Source organism: Helcococcus ovis (genome assembly GCF_004524775.2).
Lineage (GTDB): Bacteria > Bacillota > Clostridia > Tissierellales > Peptoniphilaceae > Helcococcus > Helcococcus ovis.
In genome coordinates, this window is sequence record NZ_CP119081.1 from 1,019,086 (window position 1) to 1,033,853 (window position 14,768).

16 protein-coding genes and 1 CRISPR repeat array (1 of these 17 running past the window's edge) are annotated in these 14,768 nt (G+C 36.0%); all 16 genes read right to left on the bottom strand.

All coding sequences use genetic code 11. From position 1 onward, the window contains the following. Positions 1-25 precede the first annotated feature (25 nt). The 16 genes from EQF90_RS04745 to EQF90_RS04820 all read right to left on the bottom strand — a co-directional run bounded on the left by EQF90_RS04745 (position 26) and on the right by EQF90_RS04820 (position 13,900). A complete protein-coding gene (locus tag EQF90_RS04745) occupies positions 26-1,567 on the bottom strand; it encodes a CD1107 family mobile element protein (protein WP_134711670.1) in 1,542 nt (513 codons plus the stop codon). Next, positions 1,542-1,781: a conjugal transfer protein gene (locus EQF90_RS04750; RefSeq protein ID WP_134711669.1), complete on the bottom strand. Its 240-nt coding sequence runs from the start codon at positions 1,779-1,781 to the stop codon at positions 1,542-1,544. Before EQF90_RS04750 ends, EQF90_RS04745 begins: the two co-directional genes overlap by 26 nt. A 12-nt stretch (positions 1,782-1,793) precedes the next feature. After that, positions 1,794-3,926, bottom strand: a complete 2,133-nt coding sequence (locus EQF90_RS04755; protein WP_134711668.1) for a CHAP domain-containing protein — start codon at positions 3,924-3,926, stop codon at positions 1,794-1,796. Positions 3,927-3,929: 3 nt separating this feature from the next. After that, positions 3,930-6,359 carry a VirB4-like conjugal transfer ATPase, CD1110 family gene (locus EQF90_RS04760; protein ID WP_134711667.1) on the bottom strand — a complete coding sequence of 810 codons (2,430 nt, stop codon included), beginning with the start codon at positions 6,357-6,359 and terminating at the stop codon, positions 3,930-3,932. Then, entirely contained in the window at positions 6,271-6,660 is a 390-nt protein-coding gene (locus tag EQF90_RS04765) for a PrgI family protein (RefSeq protein ID WP_134711666.1), read from the bottom strand. Before EQF90_RS04765 ends, EQF90_RS04760 begins: the two co-directional genes overlap by 89 nt. A gap of 3 nt (positions 6,661-6,663) precedes the next feature. Beyond that, the gene (locus EQF90_RS04770) at positions 6,664-6,927 is read right to left on the bottom strand and encodes a conjugal transfer protein (RefSeq protein WP_134711665.1); all 264 of its coding nucleotides are present in this window, start codon (positions 6,925-6,927) and stop codon (positions 6,664-6,666) included. 19 nt (positions 6,928-6,946) lie between these two features. Continuing rightward, positions 6,947-7,810, bottom strand: coding sequence for a VirB6/TrbL-like conjugal transfer protein, CD1112 family (locus EQF90_RS04775; protein WP_134711664.1), 864 nt, complete (start codon positions 7,808-7,810; stop codon positions 6,947-6,949). Positions 7,811-7,829: 19 nt separating this feature from the next. Next, on the bottom strand, positions 7,830-8,045 hold the full coding sequence (locus EQF90_RS04780; RefSeq protein ID WP_000394208.1) for a Maff2 family mobile element protein: 216 nt from the start codon (positions 8,043-8,045) through the stop codon (positions 7,830-7,832). A 3-nt stretch (positions 8,046-8,048) separates the two neighbouring features. Continuing rightward, positions 8,049-8,360 carry a single-stranded DNA-binding protein gene (locus EQF90_RS04785; protein ID WP_134711663.1) on the bottom strand — a complete coding sequence of 104 codons (312 nt, stop codon included), beginning with the start codon at positions 8,358-8,360 and terminating at the stop codon, positions 8,049-8,051. Between the two features lie 240 nt (positions 8,361-8,600). Further along, positions 8,601-8,822, bottom strand: coding sequence for a hypothetical protein (locus tag EQF90_RS04790; RefSeq protein WP_134711662.1), 222 nt, complete (start codon positions 8,820-8,822; stop codon positions 8,601-8,603). A 101-nt stretch (positions 8,823-8,923) separates the two neighbouring features. Continuing rightward, positions 8,924-10,705 carry a VirD4-like conjugal transfer protein, CD1115 family gene (locus EQF90_RS04795; protein ID WP_134711661.1) on the bottom strand — a complete coding sequence of 594 codons (1,782 nt, stop codon included), beginning with the start codon at positions 10,703-10,705 and terminating at the stop codon, positions 8,924-8,926. Next, positions 10,695-11,426: a BRO family protein gene (locus EQF90_RS04800; protein WP_134711660.1), complete on the bottom strand. Its 732-nt coding sequence runs from the start codon at positions 11,424-11,426 to the stop codon at positions 10,695-10,697. The genes EQF90_RS04795 and EQF90_RS04800 overlap by 11 nt, the downstream gene beginning before the upstream one ends. Continuing rightward, on the bottom strand, positions 11,423-11,908 hold the full coding sequence (locus tag EQF90_RS04805) for a PcfB family protein (RefSeq protein WP_134711659.1): 486 nt from the start codon (positions 11,906-11,908) through the stop codon (positions 11,423-11,425). The genes EQF90_RS04800 and EQF90_RS04805 overlap by 4 nt, the downstream gene beginning before the upstream one ends. Continuing rightward, positions 11,905-12,756 carry an ATP-binding protein gene (locus EQF90_RS04810; protein WP_134711658.1) on the bottom strand — a complete coding sequence of 284 codons (852 nt, stop codon included), beginning with the start codon at positions 12,754-12,756 and terminating at the stop codon, positions 11,905-11,907. The genes EQF90_RS04805 and EQF90_RS04810 overlap by 4 nt, the downstream gene beginning before the upstream one ends. Further along, entirely contained in the window at positions 12,753-13,532 is a 780-nt protein-coding gene (locus EQF90_RS04815) for a replication initiator protein A (protein WP_134711657.1), read from the bottom strand. The genes EQF90_RS04810 and EQF90_RS04815 overlap by 4 nt, the downstream gene beginning before the upstream one ends. An 86-nt stretch (positions 13,533-13,618) precedes the next feature. Next, positions 13,619-13,900 (bottom strand): CD1845 family protein, encoded by a 282-nt coding sequence (locus EQF90_RS04820; protein ID WP_134711656.1) that lies wholly within the window; start codon positions 13,898-13,900, stop codon positions 13,619-13,621. Positions 13,901-14,126: 226 nt separating this feature from the next. Further along, positions 14,127-14,768: direct repeats of the CRISPR family, unit length 36 nt; unit sequence GTTTAATACCTATACGAAATTACATCATACTCAAAC; it runs 120 nt beyond the window's last position.

Consider the following 14,768-nt stretch of genomic DNA (forward strand, 5'->3'; position numbering starts at 1 on the left):
ATACTGTATTATTTTTGATGCAGCATTACTGCTCATCTTCCGCTTCATCTGCATCATTTATTTCTTCTTCACTTTCCGCCTCAGAAAAGAAATCATCATCTTCCTCCTCTAATGCTTCAAGCTCCTTATCTTCTTTCTTTTTTACAATCTTAAAGTAGTAACCTGCTCCTAATGCTCCACCTACAACAAGAAGCAAGATAATATAGGTTCCTAAATTACTCTTTTCTTCCTTTTTCTCAGGCTTTACTTCTTCCTTAACAGGTTCTTCTTTTACTACTTCCTGCTTTGGTGCTTCTTTTTTCTCCACCATGTTAAGTAGGTCATCTTCAGATACTTCTGTTAAAAGCATTACATTCTCACTATCCTCATCGTGGTTGATGATGAGATGAAAAGTCTTACCATTTTTAGTCTGAAAGGTAATAAACTGCCTTGCATCTGCTGAATACATATTCGTTTCTTTGTTATCGCTGCTATCTCCATGATGGATCGGGTAGTCCTTATTTGCATTATCTTTATTCTCCGTAACGGAAGCTCTTGCCTTTGACGGAGCGGAAGCTACTCCCTTATTGGTATTTACACTCTTACTTGTACCGTCCATAGATGAATCCTGACTGCTGTTATTAGCAGGAGCTTTTGCTGTCAATTTATTTGGATAGCGAACTTCCTTTTCTTTCTCCTTTGCTTCTGTTTTACCTGTATCTTTTGTGGTATTGCTTGAACTTACTGTATCAGATGAGCCTTTACCGGAACTCTGTGGTGTTTGAGGAGAAATGCCCGAACTTGTTTTAATTCCGGAAATAGGACTAATCGGTGTAACTGATTGTGATGTTACAGGAGCTTTATTTGTTTCTATAGCCTTTTTCTCAAGCTCTTTCACCTTTCCCGTCAGCTTATCTATTTCCTTTTTCATATCTTCTGATAAGTCCTTATTTCCCTTATCTTTCTTCATTTTTTCTTTCAAACTTTCAATCTCATCCTCAAGGTCTTTGATTTTTTCTTTCTGCTTATCGCTTAGTTTGTCTTTATCCTTGATTTCGCCATTTAACTTATCAAGTTTTTCCTGAAGTTCCTTAGCCTCTTTTTCCATTTTGGAAATATCGTCTTTAGAAAGCTCTGTCTGTGTTTTCTTGTCCTCTGTCTTTTTATATTCCGTCTGCGTACTTGTGTCCTGCTTTGGTTTTTCTTCTTCCGTTTGAGTTTGTTTATCCTTAAGCTCAGTCTTTGCTACCTTACGGATAATCTCATCATTTCCATCTCCCTTTACTTCATAAAATAGAAATTCATCAATAAATTTCATATCATCAGGGAGCATTGGAAGATCGCCACTATCGAGAAGCTGTCCTCTCTCTGCCTTTATCTGTTCCTCCTTGTAGAGCTTTTCATCTTCAAAGATATACTTTACATTTACTTCAACTTCCGTTTGGACAGCTTCGTTTTTTGTAGGAGCTTCTGTCTTTTGCTCCTTGGCATAAACAACCGTCCAAAGACCTAAAATGCAGCTAATACTTACAATTACTGCAAGTGCTGCTGTCCCAAATTTATTATTCTTTTTCAAACTGGTTTTCATTTGTCCTCTCCTTTTTCAGTTCTGCTTTTTGTTTATTTACCTTTGCCATCAAATCACTGATTGTGATGTTATTCTTTCTGCAAATTGCTATGATTTCCTCATTTTCAAGTTCTTCCTCACGAATGAATAAAGACTCCAATTCTTCATCAATCAGAGCCTTTTTATCCTTTAACTTTTTTATTCTGTTTTTAACTGCTGTAAGTTCTTTTTTCAAATCGTCTCCTCCTTATCTGTTTACATTTGGCGGAAAACCGAAGCCCACGGGATGATGCTTACAAAAAGTCGCAATCCAATCATCTAAGGTAGTTACTCTGATTCGACCAATGTTATCAATTACCTTTCCGTCTCCGATATAAATTCCGACATGACCATAGGTAAGTCCTGCTGTGCTTCCGCTACTGCTACTTTCCACTGCAACAAGCATTCCTACTTTTAGCTTTGACCTATCTGATGTAAAGGTATAGTTTCTATACATATCATTAGCGTTTCCTCCGATATATCCAAGTCCCGCATTTTGGTAAACTTGCGATACCCACATGGCACACCAGCCTGCACCCGGAGATGGTGTAATATATGCAGCATTAACAATCTTCTTTTGTACTTCCGTAGATGCCTCATACTCTTTTCCACCACCGATACCACCATTTGCACTAATAAGGTCAGAATTACCAAAGGCTTCTCCCATATTTCCTTGTGCAAGGAATAAGGCTTCATAGTGTTTTAGATTATCGGGATAGTCTGCAAACACCTTTCGGATAATGCTGTCCATCTCCCTTTTATGAAGTGTTACAATGAGCTTTTTATACTCATACGGTTCTTCGTAACTTTCGGTATATTCATTGCCATCTTCATCGGTATAGGTTTCTGTAATTCTCCTATACCTTATTTCAATTTCTTCCCTATACGCAAGGTCGTACATGGACTCAAACAATTCTTTTAATATGGAGTTTACTTCAGATACACTCTTTACCTCTCCGCACCTTGATGTAATGTAGGATAAAAGCTCATGAACATTATGACCGATGTACTCTGTATTATTTAAGATGTATTCATCATATCCGGGATAATTTTCTTTGACATTGTCAACCTCGTTTTGCAGATCCTTTTCCATCCCTGAAAAATTCTCATTGATTTCACTTAGAACATTTGGCTTTGATAAGTAGCTTGTTGTAAGGACAGAGCTTGTCGAGTTCATAAAGCCTGTCATGCCCGTTCCTGCAAAGTTAATCACAAAAGTTCCTAAGATAATAATACCTACGAAGATAAGCATAAGTCCTTTGGCTTTTCGGATAATCATATCCTTTGAGCTTTTCAGCGTTCCAATAAGTCCCTCTTTAATCCGATCTCTAAGTCTTGACTTATTCTCACGAGAAATTGCTGCCTTTACCTGATTTTTCTTTTGAAATCTTTTATAGGCATTTGCTCTTTTATATTTATTCGTCTTTTTCAGGTTCTCTTTGGCATCACGAAATTCAAGCTTCGATTTTCGCTTCCTGATTTTATAATCCTTATTTGTAAGATCGTATCCTTTCTTCGCCTTTTTCTTATCAGAATATTTCTTTATGCCATGAATGAGTTTAGAGCTTGCGTCCGCCGTCTTTTCTCCTGCTTCCACCCCTTTATTTTCATCACTTCCATGAGAAAGATAATCCCTTACGGTTTCACTTCCTTTGGCAAGTCCTGAAAGGGCAGATACCTTTACCATATCTTTCTTTAGCTTTTTCCTCTGCTCTTTAGAAAGGCTACTATGAACTTTTTCGCTTGCAGCATCTTTTCCAATCTTTTTACTTTCAGATTTATTTTCCTTTGACACATCTTCTTTTTTTCTTGTATAAAGGCTTTCGGTGTAGTTTTTCCTCTTATACTTTCTCTTTTTAGCCTCATGAGTTATAGAGGAACTTCCAAAAAACTCATCTTTTTTATGGAGATTATCATCCACATCATAAGTTGATTCAAAGTAGTCGCTGTCCCTAAAGTCATTATCGTATCTGTCTATAATCCCGTCATTATCAAGGTCTTTTCCTAAAGGATCATAGATTTTTCCATCCTTTACCTCCGTAATATAATCCGATCTTCCTGTTTCACTTACAGCAGCTACACTATCCTTATCAGAAGCTCTATATCTTGCGTTTCTCTTGGATGTTCCATAAGCCTTTTCATTACCAGAACTTACCTTGTTTGTTTTCTTATGAACCTTGTCCTGAAATCCGTCTTTGTCATGGACGATTTTTCCTCTGTAATCATCGTTATGCTTTAGCTTACTTTCTTCAGATGTAGTGAATGTTTCACTATGGAGCATTTCTCTTTCAAGACTTGCCTTATGCCTTTCCCTAAAATCCTTTTTCAGCTTTTTTCCCATAGGCTACCTCACTTCTTCAGGTTTGGTAGTCATCTTCTGATAGAGAATTGTATCTTTCGGGAACTTATCAAGGAAAGGAACAATGGTATTTCCAAAGAACAGTAGTCCCTCGCCCTCATTTGAGTTGGTAACATATCTAAGCTGAGGAAGTGAGATTTTAAGTTTTCTTGCTAAAATTTCTCTGTCTCCTGACGCTTGATTTAGCATTAAGACAAAGTCGGTATTATCAAAGATATTTTCAATTTCCTTACTCATAAGTAAGTCTTTGACATTTTGCGTAATACCTGTTGGAATACCTCCCCATTTTCTAAAACGCTTCCATATTTCCACAGAATAAGATGCTGTCTGCTCATCTTTTAATAGCAAGTGAAACTCATCTATATAGTACCTTGTAGCCTTGCTTCCTCTATTTTGAGATACTTTATTCCACACCTGATCCTGTATAACAAGCATTCCTATTTTCTTTAGCTGACTTCCAAGTTCTTTAATATCAAAGCACAGGAGTTTCTTATTTAAGTCCACATTTGACCTGTGATTAAAAACATTAAGAGAACCTGATACATAGATTTCCATCTCCGTTGCCAGCTTCTTACCGACCTTTTCTTCCTGTCCTCTTAACATATCGTATAGGTCTTGAAGAATCGGCATATTACAAGGCTCTGGCTCTTCAAAATACTTCTCATAAATCTTAGGCAGACATCTATCAATAACTGATTTTTCTTCTGCCGTAAGTCCACTACCACCAACTACAAGCTCAAGCATACTCATAATGAAGTTTGCTTTGTCTTTCAGTGGTGCATCCCCATCTCCGTAATTCATATTTATATCAAGGGGATTTAAGTAGTCTTTTGACTTACTGCTGACCTTTATCACTTCTCCCTTAAACTGTCTTACAAGGTTTCCATACTCTCCCTCCGGATCGCAGATGATAACATCATCATCCGTTACTAAAATCGCATTTGCCATTTCTCTTTTGGCACTAAAGGATTTACCGCTGCCCGGAGTTCCGAGGATTAGACCGTTTGGGTTCTTTAATTTCTTTCGATCCGCCATAATCAGGTTATGGCTTAGGGCATTTAGTCCGTAGTAAAGACTATTACTTGAATTGATAAAAAGCTCCTCTGTTGTAAAAGGCATAAAGACTGCTGTAGATGATGAGGTTAGCCCTCTATCTATTTCAATCTTGTTTACACCAAGAGGAAGCACGCTCACTAAGCCTTGTTCCTGCGTATGGTCAAGTCTTTTCAATTTACAGTTATGCTTGTTTGCAATGGAGCTTATCTGAGCTATGGTGTTATCGAGCTTTTGCACTGTCCTTGCAAAATTCATAAAGACAATACTTACAACAAACATACGCTCATCTCTTGTCTGTAAATCTTTTAAAAGACTTTTTACATCTTCTCCGTAAGTAATTAAATCACTTGGAAGAATGTCCATGTCATAGCCTGACCTTACAGCTTTCTTGTTTTCCTCAATTCGCATCTTATCAATATCGGTGTTTTTTCGTTTTACCATCTTGATGGCTTCTGACTGGTCAATCGCCTTAATATGAAAAGAGATATTGATATTATCATCAATATCCAAAAACTCAGATAGCATACGGTCTGAAAGCTCACTTGCAAGGATTTGAAAATGACTTGTTGCTCCGATATACTTTCCAAACTTGAAATACCTGCTTGGCATAAAGTTAAATTCATCAGGCACTATATATGTTTTGGTACTTTCCTTTTTCTTCAGGTCTTTGTAGGAAAACTCAAAGGTCTTATTCGGATTTAATATATCGTGAAGTACCTTTAGCCTTTCTTCTCCTGTAAGACTTTCTGCCCTTACACCCATGCTTTTAAGGCTTGATAATATATCTATCTCCAGTCTTTCAAGTTTTGATGTAGCCTGCTCTAAATTATCCGCTTCCACTGTAAAAGTTACATACTTTGATTTTTTCAGTCCGTTATTTCCCTTTACAATCTGGCTTTTTAGCATCTCTCTAAACTCAAGTCGTATATCGTCAAATCCGTCCCCTTTATCCGGTATCTGAATTGCCGATTTCATTTCTTCATTTCTCCCAAGCTGATTGATGTAGGAAAACTCAATGCTGACACTTGGAGCAAAGGAATTTAGAAAGTTTGCAAACTGATTAAAAATCAAATCTCTATCTTCATCTAAAGCAAGCTGATAGTTAATATCCTGAAAGGCTATGCTTTTACTGAAGTGTTTTTCATCGAGCTGACATATCCCACTTTTTAAAAGTCTTAGATAGGGAATGGTATCTTCTACCGTATAGCGTTTTTGCTCTTTTTTAAAGATAAGGTCAAGCAGCCCGCTCTTTTCGTTTTTAACTTTTCCCTTACTTTGCTTTAAGTCCTCTTTCCCCCTTCTTAACGCTTTTTTGTTTTGCATGAGCTTTATTTCTTGTATCTTTCTTTTGTCTTTCAAGGTAAACCTCCATTCTCACTCTCTTTTGCGGTTGATAAAACTTATGAAGATAGATATGCTTAAAATATTTCTCAAATGTCAGTCCGTCCTTTTCAAAAAGAGTGATGAAAAAGATAGGAAGTGTGGACACAATGAGAAATATGACGGCTATATCGTTTGGCACTACCTTCCTCATAAATAAATAGACAGGTATTCCAATAAGTCCTGCAATGGTAAATCCTATGAGCTGCCTTTTTGTAAGGTTAAAGGCTACCTTTGTCTTTACCTTCTTTAAGTCTTTTGGGATTGGTACATACGCCATAACTTACCTCCCATCTTCTTTGTCCTTTGAAAACGCCTCAAAGTGTTCATATACAGAGCCGATTTCATCTTGAATAATTGCAAGCTGTTCATCTGTATTTTTGTTATATCTTTGCTGCATCAAGCAAAAATCATTATGGCAACGACCAATGTCCTGTGTCCTTTCTTCCAATTCTTCTACCTTGTTATGAAGTCTGATTCTGTCAATTACCGCCATAACGCCTGCTCCGATTGCTACTGCTGTAAATACTGTTTTTCTTTTGTTCATACTATCTTTCCTTTCTTTTTTAGTGTGCATTTAATACGCTTTTGGCCAGTGTTCCACTCTTTAGCATCATTAACCCCAGCAAAACCGCATAGCCAAGTATCGTCATGGTACTTGTGTGTATATCTGTTATTTCAATCGTCTTAACTAATACTGCGTATATTCCAAGACAAACCATTAAAAAGAGTCCTTGTAGTCCAAGTGCAAATAGTCCCTTGATGTAGTTTGTTCCAATCTGTCCCCACTCCTTGTTTCCCATTGTGGCAAATGGAATGGCTGAAACCGATGAGTAAACATAAATCTCAAACATTCTTCCATAAACCACAAGCATGATTACAACGGATATTACCTGTATAGCAACCTTGATGATGGAGGTTTCAAAGAGAATCATGACAAGCTCTCCAAGTCCCTTTTCTTTTAGGGTATCCATCATCGCCACTATCTGGTCTCCAGAAACGGCGGCAGAGGTGTTTATCACCCCCGCCGCCTTATTTACCATATGCTGTGCCACATCAAAGACTGCCATACTAAACTCAAAGGCATGAGATACTAACCATACAGCAATCCACATCTTGATGATGTACTTGAAAAACTCAAAGGTATCCGTATCGTGCATATTGTTCTTTTGCATTACCATGTTGATAAGCTCGATACAAAGGACTGCTGTGATGATTAGTCCCGCTATGGGAATAATGACGGAATCGTTAATGCTTTTAATAAAGGTAAATACTTCTCCGTTCCACCCCATAGGAGTTTTTCCTACATCTGTTGCAACTGCACCAACTTTATCGTTGATGTCAAGAAACATGGACTCTAAGTTTGCTTGGATACCGCCCAGTAGAAGCTCTTTAAAGAATTCTTCTATCTTGTCGAATATTCCAAACATCTAAGCTCTCCTTTTCTTCTTACTTGAGTACATTTGCAAGAAGCGGAATGAGCTTAAGTCCGATAAGAACAATACCTCCTCCCGCCATCAATTGCTTGATCCCTTGCGATTTTGCTCCGGGATTGTCATTACCATATCCTTCCATCAGGTTAATAACACCCCACGCTCCAAGTCCTGCTCCTACTGCCATAACTAAAATCTTTAATACATTAACTGCCTGTGTAAAAAATTCCATAACTTATTCCTCCTCATTTTCTTCTTTCTTATCAATTTTGTTGTATGACTTCACTACAAAGTTTTTGTAAGTCTTTCCCTCTTTTTCACGCTTCTTAAAGTAGCCAAAGATATGAATCAAATCGCCTTTTTCAAAAGATTTTGCTTTATCCGCTTTTTCTCCATAGGCTGCACAATTGATGTACTCCTTGCCTTTACCGTACTTCTTTACAAGCGTAAAGTTTACAACTTCTACTTCTTCACCCTCTTTTTCAAAACTTGAGAAAGTAGGTTCTGCCACTAAGTTGGCGTTGATGTTAATCATTTCTTGCTTCATTAAAAATTTCTCCTTTTCATTTCAATAAAAAAAGCGATCGGAATTTTTCTTTTCCAATCGCTGATACTCTTGCTATTTCGTTTTTTCTTAGTGGGACTTCTAATCCTTATCATCTTGCCTCCTAATTTTAGTAATAAAAAAGCAGCAAATCTATTTTTAGACTTACTGCTTTTCGTCATTATTCCCCCTATTTGTTTTTCTTCTTTAAGCTCCGTTATCCTAATCAACTACCTCATAGTCTTAGCTATCATCAGCTTCACCTGTTATACAAGTAAAGCACATGTAACTTCCCGTTATTGCACTACCTGCTGCCCAAATAGGAGAACCGCAAATCATGCACTTTGCTCCATTTTTCTTATCCTCAAGAACCTCCCTAAGTGTTTCTTCAAGTTCTTTTTGGTCTATATCTTTATTATTTTTTGCTGTTGACTCAGCAAATTTCTTTATTGAAATCGGCTGCATAATATTAACCCCCATTCTTTTCTTTATGTTATTAAGTTACATTGAGCATCTTTGATTTTAATTATACCAAATGCAGGCATATCTAAAACAGTTACAGATTTTTATACTCTTGTAATTACGGTTTCCCTATTCAGCTTTGCTTTTCCTTTTCGTTTCATATAGCTTTCTATATCAAACAAATTCTTCTTATCATAGTCCTCAAGCAGCTTATAATTCCTGTGCTTTGTAATATCGAATTTATCCGATAAAAACGGTCTGACACCTCGAAGCTGAAATATACATTTTCCACCGTCCATAACCGTTATCTCATCTTGGCTCATCAGTTCCTTACCTGTCTTTTGGTAATTAAGCCCAAAGCTCTTTTGATTACTTCTTGTTTCTGATGTATTGTAAAGGTCGATAGTTTCTTTGCCAAGTGTTTCAGAAAGCTCTTTTAATGTAGTCTTTTCCTTACCACCAAGAAACAAGGTGCTATCACAGTTACCTACAATGGTATCGGCATTATCTTTGTAGATTGCCTTTAACTGAGATTGTGCCTGCAAAATAATACTTGCTGAAATCTCTCTACTTCTGATGGTTGCAATCAGCTTCTCAAACTTTGGAATTAAGCCGATATTTGCAAATTCATCAAGTAGGCATCTTACATGGACAGGAAGTCTACCTCCGTACTCATCATCCGCCTTATCACATAATAGATTAAATAACTGTGAATACATAATTGACACCACAAAGTTAAAGGTATCATCAGTATCCGAGATAATAACAAAGAGTGCTGTCTTTCTATCTCCAAGTGTATCAAGTTCAAGTTCATCTTCTTTCATCAAGTCCCTAAGCTCTTGAATATCAAAGGGAGCAAGCCTTGCACCACATGAAATAAGAATAGACTTCGCCGTTTTTCCAGCAGCCAATTTATACTTTTTATATTGCTTGACCGCAAAATGCGTAGGCTCTTTCTTTTCCAGTGCTTCAAAAAGTCTGTCTATCGGATTCATATAGGTTTCATCATCTTCTCTTACTTCTGAAGCGTCTATCATATCAAGTAAAGTAGCAAAATTCTTTTCTTCTCTTGGTGCTTCATAGAAGATGTAGCCGATAAGGGCTGTATAGTAGAGCTTTTCCGCTTTTACCCAAAAATCCTCACCTGCTTTTTCTCCCTCTCCTTTAGTATTTGCAATGATTGTCTGAACCAATTTCAAAATATCTTTTTCAGAACGGATATAGGCAAAGGGATTGTATTTCATACTCTTTTTGAAGTTTATGGTATTTAAGATTTTTATCTCATAGCCATTATCTTCAAGCATCTTACCGCACTCAAGGACTATCGTTCCTTTTGGATCAGTTACACAATATGATGAGTGCATTTGCATAAGGTTCGGTTTGACATAAAACCTTGTTTTACCACTCCCTGATCCACCGATAACCAACACATTTTTATTTCTTGCATACTTTGGATTATCTGGTCTGCCATTCATAGTTAATCGTTCTGTCTGGGTAAGCAATATATTGTTTTGAAACTTTTCATCCATATATGGCTCTATATCTTTTTTCGTTCCCCATCTTGCTGAGCCATACTCTTTTCCCTGTCTAAACTTTTTAGCATTTTTACCTTTGGTATATACGATGAATTTGATTAAAGCTGCTACTCCTACGCCTATTAGAATGTCAGCCACATGAATACTTGGAATAAAGCTCATGGTGTTAAGCTCTAATATTCCCTGAAAGATTTTATCTATTATATCACCACCTATATAAGCTCTTACATGGTGTGAAAAGATATTGCCTACATAGAAAAATACAAGATAGGGAATGTTTTGTTTTACAAACTTTGCCTTATCTTGCACCTTAAATAAGCCTTTTATATCTTTTAGTATCTTATCTATCACAAGTATCATCACCTCCAATCAAGAGCAATAAAAAGTGTCTTCCTTTAGGTGTTACAAAAGTTTGAATCCCTACCGCATCATTGTCGTTTCTACACCATTCCTTAATTTCAAAATATCCTTTGTTGTTCTTTGCATAAGGAAGAAGCCTGTTTTTCTTATCTCGATAAATAAGCCCCTTATCTATCAGAAATTGAATGAATATCTTTTGTGGAATATGAAGCTCCTTTGCCGTATTTCTGAAATTTGTGAGCAAGTTATTATCTACCAGCTCATCGAAATACTTAGCTTTCGGCTCTAAATCCTCAATCATTTTCTCCTTTTCAGCAATGAGGTTATTGGCAAGAAGCACCGCATTTGCGAGTATCTCTTCTTTTGATAAATTCTCTTGATTTTTGATATATCCGCCGTTTTTACGAATGCTCGGAAGCACATCTTTTGTAACCCAACGCTTAAACTCTTTTGCCTGTGGCAGCTTGGAAGAAAGGATAAGAGAGTAAAGACCAGACTCGTTGATAGATACCATGTTTCTTCTTTGCCTGCCATCGTGAAACACGACATCAGCTTTATCATCTGTATCCACATGTCTTGCTAAAGCATCATTTGTATTTGCATATCCTAATTTTTCAGCTATTTCTCTTCCTAAAAAGAAAAACTCACCGTCTTTTTCAATTACAGTGAGTTTCCCAAATTTCATATTCTCAAATGTTTTTAAATTACTCATAGGCTCTGCTCCTTTTGTTTATTCTTGATTTTATCTTTGGAAACAGAGTTTTTAGCCATCTCCTTGAACTTCTCAATATTCTTATGAATGGACTCCTTCCTTTCCGTTTTCTTTTCTGATTCTGAAAGGGCGTGCTTAAAGGCTTTATTCATCACTTTCATATCTTTGGCTTGAAAGAATACAGAGTATTTACCTGTTTCCTTATCTTTCATCACTGAAAACTTAACACCATACCGATTAAGTTCCTTTTTGAGTTCCTTAAGTTCTGCTTCTTCAACCGGAATTTCTTCAAGCTGTCCCTTTTTAACCATATCTTTTAGCTTTACCTCATTTCCGTTAGCATTAACCAGCTTTTCAAGTCCTCCGAGTTTTTCTGCTTCTTTCATAAGCTTCTTTAATAATGTCAAGAGAAGTTTTCCTGTTACTTTAGCAGCTTTCACTTCCATATTCAGTGTTTTTCTTGCAATTTCTTCATTGATCAACTTCTCTCACCTCCATTCAGCAGTCTGTCCTTATTACGATTCAGTTTGTCCTTTTGAATAATCTTTCTAAAATCCTCTCCTACAATCATAACAGGAATACACATCTCTATAATCCTTGAGTAGATTCTTTGATACTCCACGCTGTCTTTACAGTTTTGGATTGTGTCGTAGGAAAGATTAGTGGTAAAGATAGTCGGTTTTTGTTTTAAGTACCTGTTGTTGACAATGTTATATACCTGCTCTTTGGCATAGCTTGTATCTCTTTCTATTCCCAAGTCATCCAAGATAAGAACGGAAGTATTTACGAGGGATTCAATATATGCGTTTTTATCAAGGTCAAATCCACCTTTTTGTAATTCGTTGATTATCTGTGCAAAATTTCTTATCTTAACTCCTATCTGATATTGTTCAATTAAAGCGTTGGCGATAGAACAAGCAAGGTATGTCTTGCCGCTTCCTACCGAACCGTAGAATAGAAGTCCTATATTTTCCTTTTTCATCTGCTCATAATCTTTTACAAAGTTTTTTGCAATAATAAGGCTTTGATTTTCTTCTCCCTGATAATTTTTAAAGGTATATGACCACTGAATAATCGAGTTAAAGCAGCTACTCTTTAATCGCTCTATATCCATCTGCTTTTGTCTTTCCTTTTCTCTTGCTTCTCTATCTCTATCGCATTTGCAAGAAATCTTAAATATTATCTTGTTATTAAAGAACTCCATCACTTTTCCGTCTTTTCTTTCATGGCAGACTTTACAATATGCGTGTCCGTCCTTGATATATTCTTTTTCAGGATCATAGGCATACTCTACATCCTCTATCATTACTTTTTCCAATTCTTTCATCATAGGTGTTCTCCTTTATCATATTCTTCCCATGTCGGGATATTTGATGTTTTCACTTCTTTGCTTCTTCCCTGATCTTTATAAAACCAAGAAAGGATTGTCGCTTTATGGTCTTTATAGGTCTTTCCGGTGCTTTTGATATATGCAGATAATCTCTCAATGTAATTATCAAGCTGTGAGTTCATTATGATTTGTAAATCGGATATATCTTCTGCCGTTAAAAATACATTTTGAAATGTTCCAAATCCGTTTCCACTAAAACTATATTCTCTCTTACTATACTTACTCTTATTATTCTCTATATAGTTACAGTCAAGGTTCTTAACCTCTTGAAGTTCATTTTCTTTACTTCTGAGGTCAACATCTTTTACTTCTGAAGTAAATTTTTTTAACTTCTGTAAGTCATTTTCTTTTACCTGAAATACGCTCATAAAATCTTTGACATAAATGATATTCGGTTTGCCAAGTCCAAGTCGTACTCGTTCAATCAGTCCAATTCCTTTTTTACTATCTAACTCATCTAATGTTTTTATGGCAGTCGGCTTTGAGATACTTCTTCTTTTCATAATTTCTTCGACTGTGAAATATATAAATACCCTGCCTTCCTTGTCTATCCAATTATTCTTAAAAGACATTCCTGTCCGTTTAAGAAGCATTGAATAGAGGATAATTGCTTCTGCCGACAATCCCCGAAATTCTTCTCCATCAACCAATATCTCCGGTACTTTTAAGAAATTAAATCTTTCCGCTTCTCTGTTATAGAAATAGTCAAAGTCCATCGCTTCACCTCCCTCCTTAAAAATTTGCAAAGAAAAAGACGATAGTTTTTCTCTATCGCCTTTGGTAACCATTTTTATGAAATTTTTTAGATTGATTTTATTGCTTCATTGATTCCTTGAAGAAATGCTATAACTGCTGCTCCAACCATCGGTATTCCATAAGGACTTAACAAAAATCCTAATACCAACGCCTCAATGCCAAGTGATATATCTTTTTGCATAAATGATCCTATTGCTGCAACGATACACATCAGCATTAAGAAATACAGAATAGTTGTTCCTATGCCAAGTATAAATGTCAGAAAGGCAGTAAGGACACTAAGTAGAAAGCTGAATGGAAACAATATTATTTTTATTACCCACCTCATTTATTCTCACCTTCTTTGTAAGCAGAAGGAATTATATATTGACTTGAAATATTTTTTGCTCTCATAGAATCCTCCTTTTACAATATTTTATTATATTTCTATGATTCTTAAAATAGGGATACAGTGCTGAAAGCCCCGAATTATCAAGCTTTTTTCTCTGTATCCCTATTATATCTCAAGCCCATCATACTCAAACACGTCATGCTTGCAGTATTTTATTGATTCTGTTTAATACCTATACGAAATTACATCATACTCAAACATCAACACCGTATACGATTGATGATAAGCAGTTTAATACCTATACGAAATTACATCATACTCAAACATAAACAACCGTTTTTAACGGCTTTTTAAGGTTTAATACCTATACGAAATTACATCATACTCAAACTAAAGTATCACCCATCAATTTGGCTACAGTGTTTAATACCTATACGAAATTACATCATACTCAAACCTTTGAGTGATTTGCATTAGTTGAATTGCTGTTTAATACCTATACGAAATTACATCATACTCAAACGCTTTAGCTCTTGATGTATTTTCATTCTGAGTTTAATACCTATACGAAATTACATCATACTCAAACTTTATACCTTATTTCATATCTCCAATTAATGTTTAATACCTATACGAAATTACATCATACTCAAACTGAAACAACGGTTAAACGTTCCACATTCTTGTTTAATACCTATACGAAATTACATCATACTCAAACTCTCAATATCATTGTCAGTCTTGGATAAGTGTTTAATACCTATACGAAATTACATCATACTCAAACATCAGACTTTGCTTTATTTTTATTTGATAAGTTTAATACCTATACGAAATTACATCATACTCAAACTTGAGCTATGTA

Bases quoted from the DNA above. Each gene is read 5' to 3' on its own strand.
- EQF90_RS04745 (WP_134711670.1), bottom strand. From the start codon at position 1,567: ATGAAAACCAGTTTGAAAAAGAATAATAAATTTGGGACAGCAGCACTT.
- EQF90_RS04755 (WP_134711668.1), bottom strand. From the start codon at position 3,926: ATGGGAAAAAAGCTGAAAAAGGATTTTAGGGAAAGGCATAAGGCAAGT.
- EQF90_RS04765 (WP_134711666.1), bottom strand. From the start codon at position 6,660: ATGGCGTATGTACCAATCCCAAAAGACTTAAAGAAGGTAAAGACAAAG.
- EQF90_RS04770 (WP_134711665.1), bottom strand. From the start codon at position 6,927: ATGAACAAAAGAAAAACAGTATTTACAGCAGTAGCAATCGGAGCAGGC.
- EQF90_RS04775 (WP_134711664.1), bottom strand. From the start codon at position 7,810: ATGTTTGGAATATTCGACAAGATAGAAGAATTCTTTAAAGAGCTTCTA.
- EQF90_RS04780 (WP_000394208.1), bottom strand. From the start codon at position 8,045: ATGGAATTTTTTACACAGGCAGTTAATGTATTAAAGATTTTAGTTATG.
- EQF90_RS04785 (WP_134711663.1), bottom strand. From the start codon at position 8,360: ATGAAGCAAGAAATGATTAACATCAACGCCAACTTAGTGGCAGAACCT.
- EQF90_RS04790 (WP_134711662.1), bottom strand. From the start codon at position 8,822: ATGCAGCCGATTTCAATAAAGAAATTTGCTGAGTCAACAGCAAAAAAT.
- EQF90_RS04800 (WP_134711660.1), bottom strand. From the start codon at position 11,426: ATGAGTAATTTAAAAACATTTGAGAATATGAAATTTGGGAAACTCACT.
- EQF90_RS04810 (WP_134711658.1), bottom strand. From the start codon at position 12,756: ATGATGAAAGAATTGGAAAAAGTAATGATAGAGGATGTAGAGTATGCC.
- EQF90_RS04815 (WP_134711657.1), bottom strand. From the start codon at position 13,532: ATGGACTTTGACTATTTCTATAACAGAGAAGCGGAAAGATTTAATTTC.
- EQF90_RS04820 (WP_134711656.1), bottom strand. From the start codon at position 13,900: ATGAGGTGGGTAATAAAAATAATATTGTTTCCATTCAGCTTTCTACTT.